Annotated in this window: 20 protein-coding genes and 1 pseudogene; 12 read left to right on the forward strand and 9 right to left on the reverse strand. The window is 70.6% G+C overall.

Annotated elements, in window-relative coordinates:
• The first annotated feature begins 100 nt into the window (after positions 1-100).
• The 6 genes from HNR10_RS11835 to HNR10_RS11860 all read left to right on the forward strand — a co-directional run bounded on the left by HNR10_RS11835 (position 101) and on the right by HNR10_RS11860 (position 8729).
• The gene (locus HNR10_RS11835; protein WP_179823142.1) at positions 101-2245 is read left to right on the forward strand and encodes a SpoIIE family protein phosphatase; all 2145 of its coding nucleotides are present in this window, start codon (positions 101-103) and stop codon (positions 2243-2245) included.
• Positions 2246-2279: 34 nt separating this feature from the next.
• Positions 2280-3266: a phosphotransferase family protein gene (locus HNR10_RS11840; protein WP_218897721.1), complete on the forward strand. Its 987-nt coding sequence runs from the start codon at positions 2280-2282 to the stop codon at positions 3264-3266.
• A gap of 88 nt (positions 3267-3354) precedes the next feature.
• Positions 3355-4479, forward strand: a complete 1125-nt coding sequence (locus HNR10_RS11845; RefSeq protein WP_179823144.1) for a LacI family DNA-binding transcriptional regulator — start codon at positions 3355-3357, stop codon at positions 4477-4479.
• An 85-nt stretch (positions 4480-4564) separates the two neighbouring features.
• A complete protein-coding gene (locus tag HNR10_RS11850) occupies positions 4565-5884 on the forward strand; it encodes an ABC transporter substrate-binding protein (RefSeq protein ID WP_179823146.1) in 1320 nt (439 codons plus the stop codon).
• A 140-nt stretch (positions 5885-6024) separates the two neighbouring features.
• The gene (locus tag HNR10_RS11855; RefSeq protein ID WP_179823148.1) at positions 6025-7941 is read left to right on the forward strand and encodes a DUF2264 domain-containing protein; all 1917 of its coding nucleotides are present in this window, start codon (positions 6025-6027) and stop codon (positions 7939-7941) included.
• Positions 7938-8729 (forward strand): sugar phosphate isomerase/epimerase family protein, encoded by a 792-nt coding sequence (locus tag HNR10_RS11860; RefSeq protein ID WP_179823150.1) that lies wholly within the window; start codon positions 7938-7940, stop codon positions 8727-8729. Before HNR10_RS11855 ends, HNR10_RS11860 begins: the two co-directional genes overlap by 4 nt.
• A gap of 80 nt (positions 8730-8809) precedes the next feature.
• Here the strand turns inward: HNR10_RS11860 and HNR10_RS11865 are convergent, their stop codons facing one another.
• On the reverse strand, positions 8810-9148 hold the full coding sequence (locus tag HNR10_RS11865) for a cupin domain-containing protein (RefSeq protein WP_179823152.1): 339 nt from the start codon (positions 9146-9148) through the stop codon (positions 8810-8812).
• Between the two features lie 172 nt (positions 9149-9320).
• Complete coding sequence (locus HNR10_RS11870; RefSeq protein ID WP_179823153.1) at positions 9321-10007, reverse strand: CBS domain-containing protein; 687 nt, start codon at positions 10005-10007, stop codon at positions 9321-9323.
• Positions 10008-10521: 514 nt separating this feature from the next.
• Here HNR10_RS11870 and HNR10_RS11875 point away from each other — a divergent pair.
• Positions 10522-11421: a universal stress protein gene (locus HNR10_RS11875; protein WP_179823155.1), complete on the forward strand. Its 900-nt coding sequence runs from the start codon at positions 10522-10524 to the stop codon at positions 11419-11421.
• Between the two features lie 106 nt (positions 11422-11527).
• Here HNR10_RS11875 and HNR10_RS11880 read toward each other — a convergent pair whose 3' ends face one another.
• From HNR10_RS11880 to HNR10_RS11890, 3 genes are all read right to left on the reverse strand, one after another.
• The gene (locus HNR10_RS11880) at positions 11528-11971 is read right to left on the reverse strand and encodes a flavodoxin domain-containing protein (protein ID WP_246406188.1); all 444 of its coding nucleotides are present in this window, start codon (positions 11969-11971) and stop codon (positions 11528-11530) included.
• Between the two features lie 394 nt (positions 11972-12365).
• Positions 12366-13376, reverse strand: coding sequence for a zinc-dependent alcohol dehydrogenase family protein (locus tag HNR10_RS11885; protein WP_246406190.1), 1011 nt, complete (start codon positions 13374-13376; stop codon positions 12366-12368).
• A gap of 91 nt (positions 13377-13467) precedes the next feature.
• Entirely contained in the window at positions 13468-14316 is an 849-nt protein-coding gene (locus HNR10_RS11890; RefSeq protein ID WP_179823157.1) for a universal stress protein, read from the reverse strand.
• Between the two features lie 187 nt (positions 14317-14503).
• Between HNR10_RS11890 and HNR10_RS11895 the strand changes: the two genes are divergently transcribed.
• Positions 14504-15169 carry a CBS domain-containing protein gene (locus HNR10_RS11895; RefSeq protein WP_179823159.1) on the forward strand — a complete coding sequence of 222 codons (666 nt, stop codon included), beginning with the start codon at positions 14504-14506 and terminating at the stop codon, positions 15167-15169.
• Positions 15170-15238: 69 nt separating this feature from the next.
• Here HNR10_RS11895 and HNR10_RS11900 read toward each other — a convergent pair whose 3' ends face one another.
• Positions 15239-16204 (reverse strand): universal stress protein, encoded by a 966-nt coding sequence (locus HNR10_RS11900; protein ID WP_179823161.1) that lies wholly within the window; start codon positions 16202-16204, stop codon positions 15239-15241.
• A gap of 749 nt (positions 16205-16953) precedes the next feature.
• Positions 16954-17166 (reverse strand): annotated as a pseudogene (locus HNR10_RS11905) (IS5/IS1182 family transposase); the annotation flags it as partial.
• A 100-nt stretch (positions 17167-17266) separates the two neighbouring features.
• Between HNR10_RS11905 and acpP the strand changes: the two are divergent.
• The 3 genes from acpP (at position 17267) to HNR10_RS11920 (ending at position 21052) form a co-directional block, all read left to right on the forward strand.
• Complete coding sequence (acpP, locus tag HNR10_RS32240) at positions 17267-17686, forward strand: acyl carrier protein (RefSeq protein ID WP_449409804.1); 420 nt, start codon at positions 17267-17269, stop codon at positions 17684-17686.
• A gap of 1013 nt (positions 17687-18699) precedes the next feature.
• Complete coding sequence (locus tag HNR10_RS11915) at positions 18700-20049, forward strand: salicylate synthase (RefSeq protein ID WP_179823163.1); 1350 nt, start codon at positions 18700-18702, stop codon at positions 20047-20049.
• A 631-nt stretch (positions 20050-20680) separates the two neighbouring features.
• Positions 20681-21052, forward strand: a complete 372-nt coding sequence (locus tag HNR10_RS11920) for a hypothetical protein (RefSeq protein WP_179823164.1) — start codon at positions 20681-20683, stop codon at positions 21050-21052.
• A gap of 124 nt (positions 21053-21176) precedes the next feature.
• Here HNR10_RS11920 and HNR10_RS11925 read toward each other — a convergent pair whose 3' ends face one another.
• Entirely contained in the window at positions 21177-21392 is a 216-nt protein-coding gene (locus HNR10_RS11925; protein WP_179823165.1) for a hypothetical protein, read from the reverse strand.
• A 246-nt stretch (positions 21393-21638) separates the two neighbouring features.
• Between HNR10_RS11925 and HNR10_RS11930 the strand changes: the two genes are divergently transcribed.
• A complete protein-coding gene (locus HNR10_RS11930; protein WP_179823166.1) occupies positions 21639-22100 on the forward strand; it encodes a hypothetical protein in 462 nt (153 codons plus the stop codon).
• Between the two features lie 356 nt (positions 22101-22456).
• Here the strand turns inward: HNR10_RS11930 and HNR10_RS11935 are convergent, their stop codons facing one another.
• The gene (locus HNR10_RS11935) at positions 22457-22648 is read right to left on the reverse strand and encodes a hypothetical protein (protein ID WP_179823167.1); all 192 of its coding nucleotides are present in this window, start codon (positions 22646-22648) and stop codon (positions 22457-22459) included.
• Between the last annotated feature and the right edge of the window lie 578 nt (positions 22649-23226).

Below are 23226 nucleotides of genomic sequence, written 5' to 3' on the forward strand. Positions count from 1 at the left end.
GGGAGTCCGTACCACTCTGTTGACCAGCACGCGAACACTTCCACGCGTATCGTCGGACGGAGAACCGGCGGCAGCGGGAGCGACCGGGACGGGGGTGTCCATGCGTGTCTCGACCAACCGGCGTACCCCCGGACTGAACCATCTGGCCGACACGCTCCGCGCCGCCCTCCACGAGGTCGACGCACACGCGGGCGGTCTGTACCTGTACGACCCCGACAAGACGACGCTGGCCCTGTCCCTCCTCGTCGGGGTGCCCCGGGACCTCTTCCTCTCCTGGACCAGGATCGCCCCCACCGCCAGGGTCCCGGTCAACGACGCGATCCGCGAACGCCAGGTGGTGTGGCGGCCCAACGGCGCCGCCATAGGCCAGGACTATCCTCGGGTGTCGATCACGCTGCCCTACGACTTCTCCGTCGCCGTCGTTCCCCTCGTCTCGGGGCGGGAGGAGTACGGCGCCTACTTCACCTTCGGGGTCGCCGACGCCCCCGCCGAGCTCTCTGCGCGGGCGCGCGCGGCTTTGACGGGGGCGGCGGACCGGATCGTGGAACAGCTGCGAGAGGCCCGCGACCAGGGACACCCGGTCCGGCCGCCGTCCCGGCCACGCGTGGTGGATCCGGCCTCCGACGACCAGGGGCAGGGCGGACCGGAGGAGAACGACGCGATCGCGCGCATGGTGCGGCCGATCCGGGAGGGGCTGTGCGCCCTGGACGTCGACGGCCGGATCACGACCGTGACCGACGCTGCCGCCGACCTGCTCGGCAGGCCCCGCGAACGCCTGCTGGGGTACCGTCCCTGGACCGCGCTCCCCTGGCTGCGCGACCCCGTCTTCGAGGACCGCTACCGCGCGGCGATCGTCAGCCACCAGCCCGTGCAGTTCACCGCGCTGTGTCCGCCCGACCGGTGGCTCTCGTTCCACCTGTACCCCGGTGGCCGCGGTGTCAGCGTGGTGATCACCCCCACGGACGTGGACCGCAGGGGCAAGACCGCGCGCGGCCGCCGCACGCCCACGCGCGCCGGTGAGCTGTACCACATCCTGCACCTGGCGTCGGCGCTGACCGAGGCCGTCACCGTCGACGACGTGGTCGACCTGGTCGCCCGGGAGATCCTGCCCGCGGTCGGCGCGAACGGGCTCGCCCTGTTCCGCAACGAACGCCGTGAACAGCGGCTCCGGCTGCTGGGCGAGCGAGGATTCGACCCGGCGGTCCTCGAACGCGTGGACGGCGCTCCCCTGGACAGGCGCGCGCCCATCACCCACGCGGCGGCCTCCGGCGTCCCGGGGTTCTTCCGTTCACGCGTGGAACTCGAACTGGTCTACCCGGAGATTCCGCACCGGCCCACCGGCCCCCAGGGCTGGGCGATCCTGCCGCTGATCGCCTCGGGGCGCCCGATCGGCGTCTGCGTCCTGACCTTCCCGCAGCCGCACGTGTTCACCGTGCAGAGGCGCGCGGTGCTCAACGCCCTGAGCAGCCTCATCGCCCAGGCACTGGAGCGGGCGCGCCTGTACGACTTCAAGATGCACCTGGCCCAGGGACTGCAGTCCGTGCTGCTCCCCCGCAGGATGCCGGACCTGCCCGGGCTGAACAGCGCCTACCGCTACCTGCCGGGCACGGAGGGCATGGACATCGGCGGGGACTTCTACGACCAGCTCCCGCTCGGACCCTCGACCTCGACCGCGATCATCGGCGACGTCCAGGGGCACAGCGTCTCCGCCGCCGCGCTGATGGGCCAGATCCGTACCGCGGCCCTGGCCTTCACCACGGTCTTCGACGGGGACCCGGGGCAGGTCCTCACGCACACGAACCGGCTGCTGTGCCAGATGGAGTCGGATCTGTTCACCAGCTGCGTCCACCTGCGCCTGGACATGCGGACGGGCCGGGTGCGCATGGCCCGGGCCGGGCATCCCGAGCCGCTGCTCAGCGCCCCGGGCGGCGGTCGCGTGATGGACGTGCCCGACGGTCTGCTGCTCGGCATCGACCCGGAGGCCGAGTACCCGGTCCTGGAGTTCGACCTGCCGCCGCGCTCGATCCTCGCGCTGTACACCGACGGGCTCATCGAGACGCCCGGCGCGGACCTCGACGAGGCCAAACGGGACGTACTGTCCTGTCTGGACGCGGTGCGGGGCCTACCGCTGGACGAGGTGGCCGAGGAGATGGTCGCGCGGGTGCGCACCGAGCACCGCGAGGACGACATCGCGCTCCTCCTCCTGGAGTCGGCCCCCCTGGAGAAGGGGCCGTCCGACGAGTAGGATCCCTCGCGCCCGCCGCGAGGAAGGACGCCCCGTGCACCAGGACCGGATCGAGTTGGACCGCGCGGACCTGGCGGCGGTGCTGGAGGCCGCCGGTATCGATTCCCGGCGGCTGCGCGCGTGCGAGCCGCTGGCCGAGGGCACCTTCAACACCGCCTACCGCCTGCGCCTGGCGCAGGGGCCCGACCTGGTCCTGAAGGTCGCTCCGGGGCCGTCGTCGCCCGTGATGGGCTACGAGCGCGGGATGATGCGCACCGAGGAGCTCTTCTACCGGACCGCGGGCGACCGGGTCCCGGTCCCCGAGGTGGTGCACTCCGACTACGGGCGGCGGGTGGTCCGCGGCGACGTCCTGCTGATGACGCACCGCCCGGGCCGGAGCTGGTCCGCGTGGCGCGACGAACTGTCTCCGGGCGAGCACGACCGGCTGCGCTCGGAGCTGGGCGCCCTGGTCGCGCGGCTGCACGGCATCACCGGCCCGGGGTTCGGCTACCCCCAGGCCGGACTGGCCGACCGCTGGCGGACCGCCTTCCTCGCCATGGTCGACGCCGTGCTGGCGGACGCTCGGCGTTTCGACGCGCCCCTGCCGGTGCCCGCCGACCGCATCGCCGGCGCGGTGCGCCGACGCTCCGACCTCCTCGACGACGTGCGCACGCCGGTGCTGGTCCACTTCGACCTGTGGCCGGGCAACATCCTGCTCGACGACACGGGAGGGGGCCCGGCCGTCAGCGCGATCGTGGACGGCGAGCGGGCGTTCTGGGGCGACCCGCTGGCGGAGACGGTGTCGCTGTCCCTGTTCGGCGACATCGCGGAGGACCCGGCGTTCGCACGCGGCTACCGGGCCGCGGGCGGCACCCTCGACCTCGACGACCGGGCGCGCGGGCGCCTGGCGCTGTACCGGTGCTACCTGTACCTGGTCATGGCGGTCGAGGCAGTGCCGCGCGGCACGGTCGGCCCGCGGCACGAACCCCAGGCCCGCCTCGTCCGCCGCGCGCTGCTCGCCGCACTGGACGGCCTCGGCTGAGGCGGGCGGACCCGGGTCTGTACGACCGCCGGCACCGGGGCCTAACGTCGGGTCGACCGTTCGAGGCCACACGCACAGAAGGTCCGACATGCTGCCACGAGAGCGCCACGAGTACCTGCTCCGCCGACTCGAACTGCGCGGCAGCGTCCGGGCCCGGGACATCGCGGAGGAACTCGACGTGTCGCAGGTGACGATCCGCCGCGACATCGCCGCGCTCGAACGCCACGGCCTCCTCGCCCGGGTGCACGGCGGCGCGTTCGCGATCAGCGCCGCCGACCGGCGCCCCTCGGCGGCCCGCATGCTGGTGGGCGTGGTCGTGCCCTCGGCGACGACCTACTTCCCGGAGGTCGTGCGCGGTATGGAGACCGTGGCCGCCGCCCTGCGCGTGCGGCTCGCCCTGGGGGTGTCCGACTACCAGCCTGAGCTGGAACGGGCGCGGGTGCGGCGGCTGCTGGAGCTGGGGGCGCAGGGCCTGGTGATCGCGCCGACGACGCACCGGCGGAGCCCGGACGAGACCACGGAGTGGTTGGAGTCCGTCCCGGTACCGGTCGTGGTGATGGAGCGGCACCTGGACGACTCGACCGTCGTGCGCGAACTGGACAGAGCCCGCACGGACCACATCCACGGCGCGCTGCTCGCCGTCGACCACCTCACGGGGCTCGGGCACACGCGCGTCGCGCTCGCCGTCTTCGACGGGACTCCCACCGCCCGGTGGCTGCGCGCGGGCTACCACGAGGCGGTGGCGCGCTTCGGCCTGGCGAGGGCCCCGGTCGCCGCCCTCCCCAAGGGCGAGAACGGCGCGCGGGTGCTGTCCGAGGCCCTCGACGCCCTGGTCGACGCGTGCCTGGCCTCGGGGACGCGGGCGGTGGTGGCGCACACCGACCACCACGCCGCGAGCCTCACCGAACACGCCCTGTGCCGGGGCCTGCGGGTGCCGGAGGACCTCGCCGTCGTGGCCTACGACGACGAACTCGCCGAGCACACGGCCGTGCCGCTCACCGCTGTGACGGCCCCGCGCCGCGAACTCGGCCGCGAGGCCCTGCGGCTGCTGGTCGGCCGTGCGGACCCGGAGGGCCGCTCGGGTCCGCCCCGGCACGTGCAGCTGCTGCCGCGCCTGACCGTGCGCGCGTCGAGCGCCGTGCCCGGCCGTGCCGGACGCCGGCGGGAGCCCCGCGGCCCGGGGTCGGACTCCGCGCGGGATGATGGTTCCTGATCGATTCTGTCCGTACCTGGTGACACGGACACCGGACGAGGGAAGGTGGGTCCCCCCAAACCACCCCCCGAAGGGAACCGAGCACATGCACCAGCGCTCAGGCGACAGGTACCCGCGGATCCGGCGCCGCCGCCCGCTCCTCTCCGTGGCCGCGGGCGCGGCGGCCGTCGTGCTGGCGGCCACCGCCTGCGGCTCGGGGACGGAGGACGGCGTGACCGAGCTGCACTTCTCCTGGTGGGGCTCGGACGTCCGGCACGCCATCTTCCAGGACGTCATCGAGGCGTTCGAGGCCCAGAACCCGGGTGTGCGGGTCGTCGGGAACTACACCGACTGGAGCTCCTACTGGGACCGGCTGGCCACCGACACCGCGGCCGGCGACGCGCCGGACGTCATCATGCAGGAGGAGGCGTTCCTGCGCGAGTACTCCGACCGGGGCGCTCTGGCCGACCTCAGCGAGCTCGACGGACTCGACCGGTCGAACCTGGACCCGATGATCGCGGAGAGCGGTGACGTGGACGGGCGGACCTTCGGGGTCGCCAGCGGCGTGAACTCCATCGTCATCCTGGCCGATCCGGTCGCGTTCGAGGAGGCCGGCGTCGAGATGCCCGACGACGAGACCTGGACCTGGGACGACTTCGTCGCGATCTCGGCGGAGATCTCCGAGGCCACCGGCGGGGAGATCGTCGGCACCCAGAGCATCACCAACGAGCAGGGCTTCCAGATCTTCGCCCGTCAGCGCGGCGAGAACCTGTACGACGAGAACGGTGGCCTGGCCTTCTCCCAGGACACGCTGACCGACTGGTACCGGATCACCGAGGAGCTGGTGGAGACCGGCGGACAGCCCGGACCCGCGGAGAGCGTGGAGATCGCGGCCGGCGGGCCCGAGCAGTCGGTCCTGGCCACCAACCGGGGCGCGATGGGGATGCACTGGGTCAACCAGATCGGCGCGATCGGCGCGGCGGCCGACCGGGAGCTGGAGATCCTGCGGATGCCCGGCGAGACGGAGAACGAGCGCACCGGGATGTTCTACAAGCCGAGCACGTACTACACGGTCTCGGCGGGCAGCGAGCACCCGGAGGAGGCGACCGCCTTCGTGGACTTCCTGGTCAACAGCGAGGAGGCCGCCGAGCTCGTCCAGATGGACCTCGGCCTGCCCTCCAACCTGGAGACGCGCGAGAGCGTCACCTCCGATCTGTCCGGGACGGACCTGGCCGTGGCGGAGTTCCTGACCGGGCTGGAGGACTCGATCGTGGACGGCAACCCGCCGCCGCCCATCGGCGCGGGCGAGGTCGTGAACATCAACAACCGCGTGGCGCAGGACACGAACTTCGGCGAGCTGACCCCGGAGGAGGCCTCCGCGCAGTTCATCTCCGAGGTGGAGAGCTTCATCGGCGACCAGGAGTAGCCCGGCGGGCGGCGCGGGGAACCGCGCCGCCCGCACCACGGAGGCCGCACGCACCGCACGCGGCACACGCGGCACGCACGCCGCGGGCGGCCCCATCCCGACGACGCCCCATCCCGACGACACGGAGGACGGCACACCCCATGCCCCAGGCACCGCCGGACGAGGACTGGACCCTCAGCCCCCGCACCGGCTACACGCGCGCGCACTGGGAGGCGACCACCGACGCGCTGCTGGCCGCGGCCCGGCGGTGGGCCAGTCCCCGGGGCGCCCTGCTGCACCTGCCCGGGGCACCCTCGGCCTCCGGGGTGCGCTCCGACGGCCTGGAGGGCTTCGCCCGCACCCTGCTGGCCGCCGCCTTCCGCGTCGCGGGAGCCGACGGCGCCGACCCGCACGGCCTGATGGAGCGCTACGCCGAGGGCCTCGACGCGGGCACGCGCACGCCCGGAGCCGACGACGCCGAGTCGTGGCCGCTCGTACTCGACCACGACGTCCAGGGCCAGCCGATGGTCGAGGCCGCCTCGGTCGCGCTCGGGCTGCGCCTCACCCGGCCCTGGCTGTGGGACCGGCTCGACGGCACCGCTCAGGACCGGGTCGAGGCCTGGCTGCGCGGCGCGCTCCGGTCGCTTCCCGCGCCCAGCAACTGGTACCTCTTCCCGTTCACCGTGGCGGGGTTCCTGGAGTCGGTCGGCCGCGGCGACGATCTGACCCGGCGGGCGCGCGAACGGGCCCTCGACCTGCTCGACGCCTGGTACCGGGGCCAGGGCTGGTACTCCGACGGCGACGGGCGCGCCTTCGACCACTACAACGGCTGGGCCCTGCACCTGTACCCGGTCCTGGACGCCCATCTGACGGGCGGTTCCGGCGCGGGCGGTTCCGGCCCGCACGGGGAACGGCTGCGCGAGCACCTGGAGGGCTTCGGCCTGATGTTCGGCGGCGACGGCGCGCCCGTGTACCTCGGCCGGTCGATGACCTACCGCTTCGGCGCGGGCGCCGCGGTGGCCCTGGGCGCGGTCACCGGGCACACGCCCCTGTCCGCGGGGGCGTCCCGGCGGATCCTCAGCGGCTGCCTGCGGTACTTCCTCGACCGGGGCGCCGTCGGGGCCGACGGACTGCTCGGCCTGGGCTGGCACGGACCCCACGCCGCGACGGTGCAGCCCTACTCCGGGCCGGCGTCGCCGTACTGGGCGTCGAAGGCCTTCCTGTGCCTGCTCGCCCCGCCCGGGCATCCGCTGTGGACCGAGGTGGAGGCGGCGGCGCCGAGCGAGGGACCGGACCGGGTGCTGGCCCTGCCCGCGCCCGGGTTCCTGGTGCAGTCGACCGGAGCGGACGGTGTCGTGCGGGTGCACAACCACGGCAGCGACCACCTGCGACCCCACCACGCGGAGTCGGCGGCGCAGGAGGACCCGTTGTACGCCCGGCTGGCCTACTCCACGGGAACCGGACCCACGTCGTCGGCGAACCCGGCGGACAACGACTTCGCGCTCGTGTGGCGCGGTGGGCGCGGAGTGCGCCGCCGGATCCACCCGCTGGGGGCGGGCCACGGGGACGGCTGGGGGTGGGCGGCGTCCTGGCACCGGCCGGTGTTCCCCGGCGGCTCCCCCGTGCTGCCCGCTCTGCGCGTGGAGAGCGTCGTGGTGGCTCGCGGCCGCCACGAACTGCGTGTGCACCGGGTGGTGGGGGCGCCCGAGGGGGCGGGTGCGGAGTCGACCGGCTGGGCGGTCGGGCCCGAGCAGGGTCTGGAGTCGCGGTTGTGGCCGCTGCACGGATGGACCGCGCGGGACCGGCCGTGCGCGCCGTCGGGGACGGCCTTCACGCCCTGGGCGCGGGTGCCCCGGCTCACCGGGACGGTGTCGGGCACGGCGGTCTTCGCCGCACTGGCGACACTGACCGGGTCGCCCGGGACGGACTCGGGGGTGGCCGAGGTGGCCGTGCTCGACGGCGCCCTCACGGTCCGCTGGACCCACGACGGCGCGCTCACGCGGATCGCCTTCGACCCGCTGAAGGTGACACTGGAACACGACACGAACGCGGCGGGGCCGCGACGGGAGGCACGATGAGCTGGAAGTTCGCGGTCAGCACCCTGGGGATGCCGGGTGTGCCGCTGGAGCGGTCCGTGCGTACCGCGACCGAGCACGGCTGCGACGGGATCGAGGTACGCGCGCACCCGGACGACGAGGTCCGCCCGGGTCTGTCGGAGCCGCGGGCACGTGCCGCCCGGGCCCGCGTCGAGGACGCGGGTCTGGAGGTCGCCTGCCTGGCCGGCTACGCCAAGGTGTGCGCGCCCGGCCCGGACGGGCCGGCGGTCGCGGAGCTGCGCTCGCTGATCGAGCTGGCGGCGTGGATCGGCGCCCCCTCGCTCCGGGTGTTCCCGGGCGGGCGGGACGGGCAGGACGGACCCGCTCTGGAGCGGATCGGTGCCGTCCTGCCGGATCTGCGCGCGCACGGCGTCCGGCTGCTCGTGGAGACCCACGACTCCCACCCGACGGGGGCGGCGGCGCTGCGCCTGGCGGAGCCGTTCGGCGATCCCGGACTGGTCGCCGTGCTGTGGGACGCGCTGCACCCCTGGCGCAGCGGGGAGGCGCCCGCGCGCACGCACGAAGCGCTTGGCGCCCACCTCGGCTACTTCCAGGTCAAGGACGCGGTGGCGGCTCCCGACGACCGGTGGACCCCCGTGCCCCCGGGCGAGGGAGCGGTCCCGCTCGATGCCTGCGGACCCCTGTTGCGGCCGTGGTCGGGGTGGGTGTCACTGGAGTGGGAGCTCGCCTGGCATCCGCGGATCGGTCCGGTCGACGCGCCCCTGCGCGCCGCCGCCGACTGGTACCGCCACTGGGCCCCGCCCTCGTGAACCGACCAGTGCCCCGGGCCCACAGCGTTTCGTTCCGAGAAATTCGTGATGACCGGATATCGGAAGGCCATGCCCGGGCCTCAGTGGGCGGGGACCGACACACAAACCATCGTGGTGTCCTCCAAGGCCTCGACCCTCCCGGGCGCCTGTTCGGGAACGTGCACGAAGTCGCCCGTGCGCACCGTCACCGCGTCACTCGCGCCACCCACGCGCAGCGCTCCGCTGAGCACCACCCACACCTCCGCGTAGGGGGCGGGTAGGTCGGCCCGCGCCCCCGCGCGGAGCAGCGAGGTGTAGGCGCTCATTGAGCCGTCCGCCTCAGCGAAGGCGGGCGCGATGCGGATCAGGTCCCCGAAGCGGACGGCGTCGTCGCCGATCACCGAGCCGAACCTGCGGGCCCGCGAGGGGGTGGCGGCCATACGATTCCTCACTCCGCGTCGGGCGTCGAGGCCGGCCGCGGCCACGGCGCGCACGGGCGGTGGCCGCGGCCCGACCGCCGCGACCGGCTTCCCATCCGTCGGCCAGTACCCTAGGACCTCAACTCCTGTTGAGGTCAACGGTTCGCGGAGGGCCCTCTCGCACGGTCGCGCCTCAGGACGAGGCGGCGCGCCACTGGACGTGCTGGGGCACGACGTCGTCGGCGTGCCAGCGCAGGTCGGGGTCGACGGCCACCACTCCCTCGATCTGGCTCACCCGGTGGATCAGTTTCTCCACGTCGCTACGGTGCTCCAACTCTCCGGAGAGTCTCACCACGCCGTCCTCGACGGATACCGCGGGCCTCGGCAGAAGTGCGGTGATCTCCTTCCGAGCCTCCTCGACGATGTCGTCGTCCTCCTTCACGAAGACCGACAGCAGGTCACGTCTGCTCACGATCCCGATCAGGCGCCCGGCCTCGTCGACGACCGGCAACCGCTTCACTCCGCGCCGCTCCATCAACCGCGCGGCGAGGACGACCGACGCCTCGGGACCTACGGTGACAGCGGGGCTGGTCATCAACTCGGCCGCGTTCCTCGCCGCGGCCTTGGCGCCCGCGCTGCCCCCCGAGCCGAGCCGGGCACGCAGCCGCGCGCGCAGGGGCGGCCAGTAGTCCCCTCCGGCGAACTCCTCCTTGTGGAGCAGGTCCTCCTCGGAGACCACGCCGACCACGTGTCCCTCTCCGTCGGTCACGGGCATCGCACTCACCCGCCGTTCGATCAGCTGCTCCGCTGTCTCCCGATAGTCGGTCTCCTCGGCGACCGAGAACACCTCGGTCGTCATGACGTCGCGCACCGTGCGCATCGCAGGCTCCCCTCGTGTCCCGGCTCGGAGGCCGGTCGGCCCGGACCGTCCGACGCGATTCGCCCCCGTGGGAAGGCCCGTGCCCGCTCGTCCCTCCCTCCCAGACTGACCCTTGGGTCTCCGCCCTGCAAGTGCCTTGGTCCCCTACCGAACAGGACCTACGGCTCGGCCGGGGCGAGCGGGCGGATTGCACGGCTTCGGGACCTCTGCCCCGACAACCGGGTCAGAGGGCCCATGTCTCCACGTGTTCGTACGGGCGACGATACGGACGGAAGCGGTGTCGTGCTCTCTCCGCACCGGGGCGCGGGCGAGCGCCGGCCGGAGTCCGCGAGTGCGCAAGAGGTGGCGGGCCCTTCCACGGGGTATGAGCGAAGGACGCGGGGCGGGACGCGACCTGGGGCTGAGGGGGCTCTCGCGGTCCGGGCGGCCTGCCGCACGCCGGCCACGACCGCCCTCCGGGCAGGTGTCAGAGCCGACGTGACATACGAGGGACCACAACCGGTGGGGAGCGATCATGGTCCAGGAACACGCACCCGTCGTGGTGGCCGTCAACGGATCTCCGGAGAGCGAACGAGCCGTTGACTGGGCCGCGGACGACGCACGGACACGAGGACTCCGGCTGCGCGTCGTGTACGCGTTCGACTGGCCGCGCTACCACTCGGTGCCGCGCGGGCTGCCCGGCTTCGACGTGGACGAGTTCGCGCGCCGCGTCGTGGACGAGGCCCGCCGACGGGCACTGGAACGGGTACCGGACCTCGACGTCGAAGCGAAGCACATCACCGGAGACCCAGAACCGGTCCTCCTGTTGGAGAGCCAGAGTGCGCACTCGCTGGTGGTCGGGGCCCACCGCATGACGGCCATGGACGCCGTCCTCCCCGAGTCGACGGCTCTGCGACTGCTCGTCTCCGCCTCGTGCCCGCTCATCGTCGTTCCCGACAGGGATCCGGGACCCTCCACCGGACGTGTCCTGGTCGGCGTCGACGGGTCGGAGACCGCGCGGACCGCCGCGGAGTGGGCGTTCGCCACGGCGGAGGTGCGCGGGGCCGCGCTGCGCGCGGTGACGGTGCGCGGAAGAGCCCGGTGGCGTTTCGGTGCGCTGGAGGAGCCGTCCTGGACCAGGTCCGACGAGGAGAACCGGACCGAGGAGGCGGCGGCCGAGGAGGAGGCCCGGCGGACGCTCGCGGAGGCGATCGGGCCCGCGCGTACTCGGCGGCCGGGTGTGCGGGTCGAGGAGGTGGTGCGGTCCGGCCACCCGGTCGAGGTCCTGTGCGCCTCGGCCGAGGACTGCGACCTGATGGTCGTGGGATCGCATGGCCGGGGCGGCTTCGCGGGAATGCTGCTGGGCTCGGTCAGTCGGAACGTGATCTCGCACAGCCCCTGCCCAGTCGCGGTGGTCCGCGCGTCCCGCGACTGACGCGCGGACGGGACCCGGGGGCGGTCACACCGTGGCCGCCCCGGAGTCTCCTGTGGAGGACAGGGCCGCGGCGATCGCCTCGGCCCACGCGTCGACCTCCGTCCAGTCACGGAAGTCGCCGTACCTCCCCCATGATCCGGTAGGCGGCACGGCCGAAGAGGGGGAGGTGTTCGGGGCTCAAAGCTCCCTTCAGGAGGCGGTGTTCGCGGAGATCGGTGGTTTCGCGGAGCCGCGCGACCTCCTCGGATTCCTGGGCGTACTTCTCGAACCAGCCTCCGACGACCCGTGCCAGACCCACGCTGAACGCCCAGACGGGCATCCGGCCGTCTGGTGCGGTGGCGGCGCGGACGTAGTCGGAGGCGTCCGGAAGCCAAGAACCGCTGTGCACGGCGCTTCCCAGCACCGCGGCCTCGTAGCCCCCCAGCGCCGGCGCTTCGCCCAGGGACCGGACATCCACCGTGTGGCCCCGCTCGCGCAGCCGGGCGGCGATCCTCTGCGCGATCTCCCGTGTGGATCCGTGTTGACTCGCATAGCCGACCAGAACCGTCATGACGGCACCTCCGCGTCGCGTGTTTCCTCCATCCTGGGCACGACGGGAGCGCGAGCGGAAGGGGCGTGGATCCCGGACCGAAGGGACGTATGGCCCGGGCGACCTCTCCGAGCGGGTCCCAGGGCCCGTCCTTCCGGCGGGTCGGTTGCCGACTGCCATGCCGCCGATTCCATGCCCCCGCTCCTCGGCCGTCTCCTGGGCGCCCGGGCTTCGCGGACCGGCTGGACGATCGCGGGGAACTCGCTGTGTCCTCGAGGAGCCGGCCTCCGGTGAACGTGACGGCGACCGCTCTCGCCTCCGGCCAGGCGGTGTCCGAAACGGTGCCAGGGGCCCGGCAGGCGCGGCACACCGCCCGCGAAGGGTCCGGCCAGGTGGAACAGGGCGGAAAGCGGAATCACGGCCGCAGTACCGCGGCCCCGTCCACGCGGTCGGCGGCCAGGTCGGCGAGTGCCTGGTCCGCGGACCCGAACGGGTACGGGGTCACTGTCACCGCCAGCCGGTGGCCCGCCGCGACATCCAGGAACTCGCGCGCGTCCGTTCGCGTGTTGGCGGTCACGCTGCGCAGCGTCCGCTCCTGGAACAGGTCCCGTTGGTAGTCCAGGGCCGGGATGTCGGACAGGTGGATGCCCGCCACCGCGAGCGTCCCGCCCCGGTCGAGCGCCCTGAGCGCCGTGAGCACCAGCTCTCCGGCGGGCGCGAACAGTATCGCCGCGCCGAGTGGCTCGGGCGGCGCGTCGTAGGCGCCGGCCGCCGAGTGGCACCCGAGTTGCAGAGCGAGGGCTCGGGCCCTCCGCGATCGCGTCATCACGTGCACTGTCGCACCTCGGGCGAGGGCCACCTGCGCGGTCAGATGGGCCGAGGCGCCGAAGCCGTAGATGCCGAGCACGCCGTTCTCCGGGAGCTCGGCGCGCTTGAGGGCCCGGTAGCCGATGACGCCCGCGCACAGCAGCGGTGCCGCCGTCGCGTCCGGCAACGACGCGGGGATCGGATGCACGAACCGCTCGTCCGCTGTCAGGTACCGGGCGAAACCGCCGTCGCGGTCCCATCCGGTGTAGGTGGAGTTCGGGCACAGGTTCTCGTCACCGCGCAGGCAGTAGGCACAGGCGCCGCACGTGGAGGCGAGCCACGCCACACCCACCCGGTCCCCCGGAGCGAACCGGTTGGCGAGTGGGCCCAGGGCGTCCACCCGGCCGACCACCTCGTGCCCGGGGACCGCGTTCGGCAGGTGCGGGGCCAGGTCTCCTTCGGCCAGGTGCAGGTCGGTCCGGCACACGGCGCAGGCGAGCACCTCGACCAGCAGCTCGTGTCCGCGTGGTTCGGGAACGCACCGCTGGACCGGGGTCAACGGCCTGGTGGCGATCGCACCGGGACGGGTCACCGCCCAGGCGTCCATCATCGGTTCCATGGGATGAGTCCACCATGCCCCGCCGCCGCGGGGCATGGGCACAGGGTCCCTTCATCGCGGGATCTTCGGCCCTCTCGGACCGAAGCGCGTCTCACCCGGCGTGCACGATCATGACCGGGCACGGCGCGCGGTGCAGGAGGCCGTGGGCCGTCGATCCCAGCGCGAGGACGGACGGCCCGTGCCGTCCGCGGGCGCCGACCACCAGGAGGCGGGCCCCTTGGGCCGCACGCGCCAGGGCGGGAACGGGCGCCGATTCCGCGGTCTCCGACCGGACCGGGACGTCGGGGTACTTGGTGAGCCAGGGCTCCAGGTCATGGCGCAGCGCGTCCTCTTCGGCGGCGTGGATCGCGCCGAGGTCGTAGGACACCATCATCTGCGCCGGTGGAATGAGCGGTTCCCAGGCGCGGACGACGTGCACGCGCGCGGAGAGCGCGGCCGCCGCGTCGAAGGCCGCGGCCAGTGCCTTCTGCCCGTGCGGGGATCCGTCGTCGCCGACCACGACCACCGGGTCGCCCCGCGCCTCGGTCTCGGGACCGACCACGACCACCGGAACGGGCGCGTGCGCGGCCACGCGATAGGCGACCGATCCCGCCTTCAGCCCTGGGAAGCCGCCCCGTCCGCGCAGGCCGACGACGACCATCGCCGCCTCCGCGGCTCGGTGCAGCAGCGCCACTGTCGGCGGGTCCAGGACCGTGACCCTCTCGACCTCCAGCTTGGGAGCCACGGCCAGGGCCCGGTCCTGCGCCTCGTCCAGCACCTGATCGAGGCTGATCTTGATGTCCTCCTCCCGCCAGGTGAACGCCACCTCGGCGGTGTACATGGTGAACGCCGTCAGCAGGAGGAGGCGGCCATCGCGTCGGACCGCCTCCGCCGCGGCCCAGTCGACCGCTTTGAGTGCTGCCTCGGAACCGTCCACCCCGACCAGGATCGAACTCTTCATGGCACTCCTCCCCCTCCGGGTCTCAACTCCGATCCTGGCCCGCGCGGGCCGGGCCGTCACCCGACCGAGGTCCCCGATCCTGGGACGAAGGTCCCGGATGAGGGGACGTCCGCGCCTTCTCAGGAACGGAACGGCGCGGCAGGCTCGAAGGAACCGAGCTACTTCGAGCACGCCTGCGGAGGATCCCATGACCACGACCGTCGGCGAACTGATGACCACGAGCATCCTCGCGGCCCGCGACGACGCCGGATACAAGGACCTGGCCGCCTTCATGCGCCGCAACCACGTCAGCGCGCTGCCGATCGTGGACGAGGAGCACCGCGTCCTCGGTGTGGTCTCGACGGCGGACCTGCTGCTGAAGCTCGCCGAGCCGGACCCGGAGGAGGGCTACACGGGAGAACCCCTCCGGCGGCGGCTCGACCGAATCAAGAGCACAGGGACGACGGCCCGGGACCTGATGACGTCTCCCGCGATCACCGTCACGGCCGAGGCCACGCCCCGCGACGCCGCGGAGCTGATGCGCAGGCACGGCGTCAGGCGGCTGCCGGTCATCGACCGCGACGGCCGCCTCGTGGGTCTGGTGGGACGGTCGGACCTCCTGCACGTGTACGCGGTACCCGATGAGCACCTAGGGCGCGCGGTCCGGGAGGACATCGTCCGTGGGCGGCTCGGATTCACCGATGTGGACGTGAACGTGGACCGCGGAGTGGTGACGCTGAGCGGCGGGGTGGCGCGCCGGTCCGACATTCCCCGCCTGGTGCACGCGGTCCGGGCCGCGGCCGGTGTGGTCCACGTCCGCTGCCACCTGTCCTACGACGTCGACGACCTCGCCCTGGCGGGAACGGGCCCGTGAGACGCCGGGGCCGGCCACGGGACCAGGCGCGGTCCCCGGCCGGCCGCCACACGCCCGCCGGGGCGGCGGTCAGTTCCCGCTCCCCCGATGCGGGCCGCGCACCACCGCCACCGGCACCCGGGCGTGGTGCAGCACCGACTGGCTGACCGAGCCCAGCAGGAGTCCGGCGAAGCCGCCGCGCCCCCGCGATCCCACGACGATGAGACCGGCGTCCGCACCGGTGGACAACAGTGCGTGGGCCGCCTGGTCCTCCACCACCACGACGCTCACGGGGACGTCCTCGGCGTGCTCGCGGCGCGTCTCCTCCACCGCGGCGCGGACGTAGCCGTCGGCGTGCGCGGCGAGGGATTCGCGTTCGGCGGCGTGGGACGCGGCCGCGAACCCCGTGGGGTCCAGGGGCACCGACACCGTCCAGGCGTGGACGGCGACGAGGTCCGAACGCGTTCGGGCCGCTTCCTCGAAGGCGAAGCGCAACGCGGCCTCGGCGTCGCGGGAACCGTCCAGCCCCACCACCACGCGCGAGGCGCTCCCGTGGTCGCGCCCCTCCGCGGTGCTCGCGGGCTCTTCGGGGGCCGGCACCACCACGACGGAGCAGGGCGCGTGCGCGGTGACCCGGATGCTCACCGACCCGAGGAACGCGGAGGCGACGCCGCCCAGACCGCGTGAGCCCACGACGACCATCTCGGCCGTGCGCGAAGCCTGGAGAAGGGCGTGGGCCGCGTCCAGCATGGAGACCCGGGTCCGCACCTCCAGCCCGGGGTGGGACCCGGTCACGTGGTCGACGGCATCCTGCAGCAGGCGTGTGGACCAGTCCGTGAGGTCCTGCGAGGGCGCCATGCGGAAGGGGTGTCCCAACGGCACGCCGACCACGGGCATGCTCAGCGCGTGCAGGACCAGCAGTTCCAGGCCGCGGTCAGCGGCTTCCCGGGCCGCCCATTCCAGGGCCGCCCGGCTCGCCGGTGAACCGTCCACGCCCACGACGATGCCCGTCGTGTCGGATGGTACTCGTACGTTCCCGCTCTCGGTGTCGCTCATGGTGGGGTCCACTTCGTGCGGCGGTGATGGAGGCACGGCACCTCCGCTTCCCCATGATCGTTCTCGCCGGGGCGGAGGTAAAATCGCCACGCGCTCCGTCCGGGCGATGAGCCGATGCGGGCGGAACCCCCCGCCGGGGAGGGCTCGCTCCCGGACGCCCGCTCAGTCGTCCGAGGTCACGACCCCGATCGGGCAGCTGGCGCCGGTGCCGCCGATGCCGCAGTAGCCGTGAGGATTCCTCTGCAAGTACTACTGGTGGAATGGCACGGCAATTGCCCCCCAAAAAAGGACAGCACGTATTATTAGTTGACACACCAAACTCTTTATATGTGATGAGGATTTCACTCCCAGCCACGAGACCTGATAGTCAGAGTTCGAATCCGGCGCCTTCGAAGAATTCCGCCTCGCGGTGACGACCCCTCAGGCTTCCTACGCCAGTCCTCTCCCGAGAACTTGGAGCAAGAAAGCTACGGGGCACTGCGCAACCCCGGCTCGTCGAACCAGGCGTTGAGGCTTGCCTAGGGCTTCTGCCGGGTCTGGTGTTCGAAGGGAACCGCGGGCCCTGACGGAAAACCGCAGTCGAGTCGTTCAACGACCACCAGCTCCTGTCTGACTGACGAGGGAGCAGAGACGTGCCCCAGAAGCCGATCAGCCTCGGCCACGACAAGGGCAGCCTCTTCAAGCGCTGTGAGTGCGCTGAACAGACGCGCTGCAAGCACGGGTGGCACATCCGGTACCGCTTCCACGGTCGAGGACTCCACGCCTTTACGGGCCAGGCGATGGACGATTCCGCGTTCACGCAGCCATCGACACAGGTGGTTGTAGTCTCATCCCTTACCTCCGTGGAGCTTGTCTGGCTTGCGTCGCCTGCGTCCTCGCCGGGACCTGATGGGCGGCATCGGGCGAAGCAGCGGCTATAGGGCTCGGCTGGCGTGCAGGATCGCACCCGAGATCGCCATGGAAGCAGAAAACGCCACACCCATGAAGCGCGCCTGGCTTTCCCCGACACCGTTCAGTTACTCTGAGTAATGAAAGCTGATCGATGTGAGAGCTGGAGAAGTCTTGCGCACCCCGATGCTGGTCAACACCGCTGCGTTCGCAACCACGGTGGCCGTCGCCGTCGCCCTGTCCAACGGTCCGGCCATGGCCGACGAGCACACTTTCGAGAAGGTGGTTCCGGCCGTGGTCGGCACCACCACGACCCCCCACCACGTGCCCGTCGGCGAAGACGGCCGGAGCACGCAGACCGCGACGGTGGAGGAGCGGGTCAAGAAGGTCATCGCCGACCAGCTCGAAGTCCCTGAGGACCGGGTGGTCAACACCGCGTCCCTGACCGAGGACCTCGGTGCCGACGATCTGGCCCTGTCCGAACTCGCCCTGGCCCTGGAGGAGGAGTTCGGCATCCGCATCCCTGACGAGGACATCGACAGCTTCACGACCGTTCAATCGGTCATCGACCTCGTCGAAGGCAAACTGGCCTGACGGGCGAGTCCTTCAGAGGTAGCTCGAGCCCCCGAGACACACCTTGCCGCTCGGGGGCTTCGTTGCGCCACTACCCCTCCCGTTCCCCCAAAGGACTGTTTCACAGGCGGCGTTCGAGCACGTCTCCACTGGCCATGGGAGCGTGCTACACGGACAAGACCGCCTGAACACGACAACGGAGCCCTGATATGAGGCCGGGGACTCCCGCACCCTTGGCCCCGCAAGGACTCCGTCTGGCGCAGACTGCCGTACCCTCCCGCTCCCCGCCGGTCCCGCAGGCGAGGATGTCGCTCCCTGCCACCGGCGGGGGCTTCGCCCTCGCAGGGGCGCATCCTCCTGACCTCTCTGGTTGCACCAGTCCAAGAAGTCGGGGTAGCCAGAGACGTGCGTAGGCCCATTGCAGAGCGCAGAGAAGGTCGGAGCTGAGAGGCCAGTCGCTCTGGTGCAGGGCCATCGGAGGATCGAGGCACTGCACCAGGTCCGGGACGGGAGCTTCGGAAAGAACGTCTCCCGTGTACGCAGCGGGCGCCCCCTTCAGAACATGGCGATGCCGCGCAACCTGGCCGCCCCGATCCTGACGGAGTTGGCGTTGTCCAGCATCCCCGAAGCGATCCGCTGGGCCTTCTACGGGGCCTTCATACGCCCACTCCACATGCTGGAGGTCCCCTGGCCGGCGAGGCACGGCCCTCACCTGAGAATGCAACCGCCCAGGCTGGGCAGCAGGCTGACCTGCGTTCTTCTCATAAAATCACAGCTCGACGGTGTTCAACAGGATCTGCGAGCTAATGGGCAGTTCGCCAACCGAGGGTCGATCTCCGGAGCCGCCCCTGTTGACTGCTGATCGACCTGCCACCCGGGTCCGGACGCCAGGGAGGTGGCGCCGGCTGGCCCTGCTTCCCGGGCGGCTCCAAGGCGAAGTGCAGTGCGGTGATCGGCAAGGGGGTTCCTTTGGAACTGTAGCGCGGATCCTGATGTTCTCGGATAATTGTCAGAGCTTCAGAACAAGTCTGACGATGGGAACAGTGATGGTCCGGTTCGAATACACCAGCACTCTAGTTACGGCAGAGGATAATCCGGATGAGTTGATGACCCGATTGGTTAGGACAGTTACCACAGAGGATTATGTTGTCTATGAGAATCCCCCGCTGTGGAGTCTCGCTGTCGGTCGTATCGCTGAGGTCGTCCTCACCCCTACACACGCCATCTACCGCGACGCGGAAGGTGAACACGTCGTCCCCCGGGAGGAGCAGCTGCTGGCGGAAGTACCGCGGCTGCTGGAACGGGTTCCTGTGGACGACTGGAGGGCCTACGGCATTGCCGGGTTCGATCTGCCGCACACCGCTGCAACCCAGGCAGGGGAGTTCTCAGACGATGAACCCCTCCTGCACCTGATGGTTCCGAGGCTGGAAGTGAGCGTCGCCGACGGTACGGCCACCGTGCGCGGTGTCGACGCTGCCGAGGTCGAAGCGGTGGCTGGCGCCGTGCAGAGAACGGAGCCGCGACAGCATCCGAATCCGTCACCGGTGGATGTCTCCCGGGATGAGGGCAACGCCTACCAAAAGGCCGTGGGAGAGGTACTGGCCCGAATGCGCAGCGGGGGCCTACAGAAGGTGGTGCTCTCACGGGCAGTGCCGATCGGGGCCGATGTCGACGTTCCCGCCACGTTCCTGCTGGGGCGGCGGCACAACACCCCGGCTCGGTCCTTCATGGTCAGGATCAACGGTTCGGAAGTGGCCGGGTTCAGCCCTGAGATCATCGTCAACGTGTCCGCGGACAGGCAGGTCACGACCCAGCCACTGGCTGGGACCCGACCGTACCGGGCGCACGACGCCGAACACAGCGCGCGCCTGCGCCAGGAGCTGTTGGACGACCCGAAAGAAGTGTGCGAGCACGCGCTGGCGGTCCGAAACTCGCTGCGCGACATGGCTGCCTGCTGCGAGCCCGATTCGCCGGCGGTCAAGGACTTCATGACTGTGGAGAACCGGGGCAGCGTGCAGCACATCGCCTCTCGCGTCATCGGCACGCTGGACGAACGGCTCAGCCCGTGGGACGCGCTCATCTCTCTCTTCCCCACACTGGTCGGGGCACCTCGGCCACAGGCCCACGCCATGATCCGCGAGTTCGAAACAACGCCACGCGGCCTGTACGGAGGAGCTGTACTGGTCGCCGACGCCAGCGGCTCTCTCGACGCGGCCCTGGTCATCCGGTCCTTGTTCCAGGGACAAGGCAGAGCCTGGCTCCAGGCGGGGGCAGGAATCGGCCTGGAGTCCCGCCCTGACCGCGAGTTCGAGGAGACCTGCGAGAAGATGCGCAGCGTTTCCTCCCATGTCGTGTTGGCTTCCAAGGCTGATCGACGGTCATGAGGTGCCCGCGCCGCGTATGCGAGGCCCTCCCCCGGCACACCTGGCGACGGGCCGGGGCAGTCCTCCAGCCATAGCCGCCCGTCCTTGATCTCCAGACGCTCGTCGAACAGCGGGTCCAGCCAGTCGAAGTGCCTGAGGGTAATCCGGCTGGGTGATGATCCGCGGCTGGATGGTGGGCGAGATGGACGACTCGCTGCTGGCGAGGGTGCCGGACGCGGGTCGATCGAGCGGATGACGGGACAGCTGCCTGAAGGCGCACCGGGCGCCGAGCGCCTCTTCCACGTCAACGGACTGATCCAGCGCGAGCAGGTGGCGGTGCAGTTCCTGGGACCGGGCGGCGGCGTAGAGCACCAACTCGCACCCCCACCTTCTCTGACCAAGGCGTCATGGAACCGGAAGGGCCCCCTCTTCATCAGCGATGTCGAGCCCGGATCAGCGAACCTTTTTCATCCTGGAAGCGCTGTTCACAGGCTCACACCGACTGCTCGAACTCTCCCCTGACAGCAAGAAGCCCCTGGTAGACAGGTTAACGACCAAGAAAACCTGCCCCACCAGAGGCTCCACCGGGCAGGAGAGATCGCCCGAGCCATGCTCGTCCTCCAAATCCGAGAAACAGGAGGAAAAAGGCTCAGTGAACGACCTGCCCGCGGCCCGTACCCACGTGCTTGGCGCGCTCTGCGCCTGGGCGGCCCAAGGCCTACCGAGGTTGGCCGATTTGGGATACCAGAGTGTCGGAATCGGCGTCACCACCCCGTCAAGCCGCAGGCTGACGGGGCCGCCACTGGGCCTGGACAACAGCACCCTGAACAAGCTCCAACGGGGTGTGCGCTGTCTGGGCGAGCGCGGGTTCGCGCTGATCACCCAGAGGCGGCGGCTCCTTCAACACATCACCGCCAGCCCCAGCAAGATCCAGGATATCGCCAGAGCTGCCCTCGTTCTCACGCATTTCGGCATGGACGCCTGGAGTGAAACTCGCTGGGATCACCTCACTGGGTCCTGCTGAACGGCGTTCAGCAGGACCTGCCGGTTCTTCAGTGGTGAAGACGGATCGTTGTTGCTGCCCCTAGCAAAAAGAGGAAGGGAGCACCCGGGAGCTACACCCCAACCGCCTGCCCATATGAACCCAGTTAATCCTGCACCCAGAGCAGCCACTCTCCCTCATCGAAGTTGCTGGGCTGGCAGAACGCCGCCACCTGATCCTCGCCAGCGGCCATGGCATTGGCCATGCAGATTTCTTGTGACTTGTAGGCGGAATGGGGGTGCACGTCAGCCGAAGCCACGCCTGATGAGAGAGCGACCCCAGCTACTGCGACACCCAGCGTGATGACAACTTTCTTGAGCATAACGCCTCCGTGAGAGCTTTCCTAATAGTACGACGAAGACCCTACACGAGAGATGACTGACAGGCAGAAGCTGAATACGAACCCGGAGGTTTATTGTTGAAAGTATTAAATCGGACCTATATTTACAGGCCAGAGAAGACCAGAATAAAAGGTAACGATTGGCGGCACTTTTCGTCCCCTGGTGGCGCGGTGAGTCGAAGATTGGCAATCCTGGGCTATTGTCCGATTTAGGTACCGTGGAAGCACGTGTCCGCACACACCACACTCGACACCGGAAACGGCCGCAAAGAGACCCGCACCATCAAGACCACTCAGGTCCCGGCGTGGATCACCTTCGAAGGCGCCGCTCAGATCGCCCAGCTACGCCATACCACCTGGCACAAGAAGTCCAAGGGCTCACCCGAACACAGGAGCGTGGAGGTCGTCTACCTGATCACCTCAGCCGAGGGGCGCACCGCTCCTGCGTTGGTGCTGGCCAGGTGGGAGCGCCAGCACTGGGGCATCGAGAACACACTCCACCACGTCCGGGATGTGACCTACGACGAGAACCGCTCCCAGATGCGCACGGGCAGCGTTCCTCGGGTGATGTCGACCTTACGCAACACCGCGATCGGGCTGTTCAGAGCAGCCGGGTTCGACAACATAGCCCAGGCCAACCGTCGCATGATCCGCGACGAGGCTCGCCCACTCAGACTCCTACGGACCTGACTTTGCCGGAGTCCTGGTGATTCCCTGGGCCATGGCCAGGATGGTGGGTGTATGGGTGGTGCTCTTGGCAGCCTATTGGCCGATCGCGGTGCACCCTTGGGTTCCGGACCAGCGGGTGGCGTCGTCCGCGGAGTCCGCGTGGGTCGGATACACGTGCGAGGGCCTGGAGCAGAAAGTCCTGGCACGAGACGGGTTCGGCGATGAGCCCGCCGGGGTGAGACGGCGACTGAGGGTTGACTGACGCCTTGTGGGACAGAAATCCCCGCCCCAATTGTGGAGGCGGGGAACCGGCGACACCAGGGGCGAGATGGCACCGCATGGGGTGCCATCATTGGCCGGCTCTGCGAGGCGCAGAATTAGCGGAGAAGCACCACAGCACCGTCGTGTTCGCCTCCGTCACAGACCATACCGAGGGAATCGTGACCCTTGGGGGTTCCTCCTCCCAGAAAGCAGTCATCGATGGTGACGACCTTCTCGGCGGCAGCGGGCGCGGCCAGCGCTCCGCAGGCGGCTGCGGTCAGGGCGAGAGTGGCGATGATGCGACGCATCGGTCTCCTCGTGTTCGTAATCAGGGGCATTTCTCCGATCCGATCTTCTCCATCTTCCGCGACCAGAAACCTCCTGAGTCGAGGAAATGTCAAACCCGGTGGCACATAAAGGACGAGCGCCCGCGAGTCGCCCCTAGAAAGCCTGCTTGAATGAGTTCGCAGGGGTTGATGTTTGCGTGGTGCGAACATCACCGGACAGCCACTTACAGACTGCGGCACCCGTCGGCCGAGCCGCCTTCGCCCCGGACGGCCGACGGCCGAATCGTGCTGGCTGTGGACGTCCAGTGCCGTGGCCTGAAACGTTCGCCCGGGTACCCGAAGGGCCGCTCGCCCGAGGCCGCTGACCGGTCGACGTGGCTAGTGAGTGTTCCGCGGATGCTTTCGGTGGGCTCGGCGCTTGCGCCGATGACTGTGAGCGGCCGCCTCCCCTACTGTGCATTGCTTCGCAAGCTCAGCAGTGTCGCACAGCGGGGACCCGCCTGGGGTTGGCTGTCCAAGTGATATCGGCGCGGCGAGAGACAACCTGGTGGTCGCGAACCCGAAATAATCCAAGCCTGTGCGCACCGATCAGCGCGAAG

This window comes from Nocardiopsis aegyptia, from assembly GCF_013410755.1.
GTDB classification, from domain to species: Bacteria; Actinomycetota; Actinomycetes; order Streptosporangiales; family Streptosporangiaceae; genus Nocardiopsis; species Nocardiopsis aegyptia.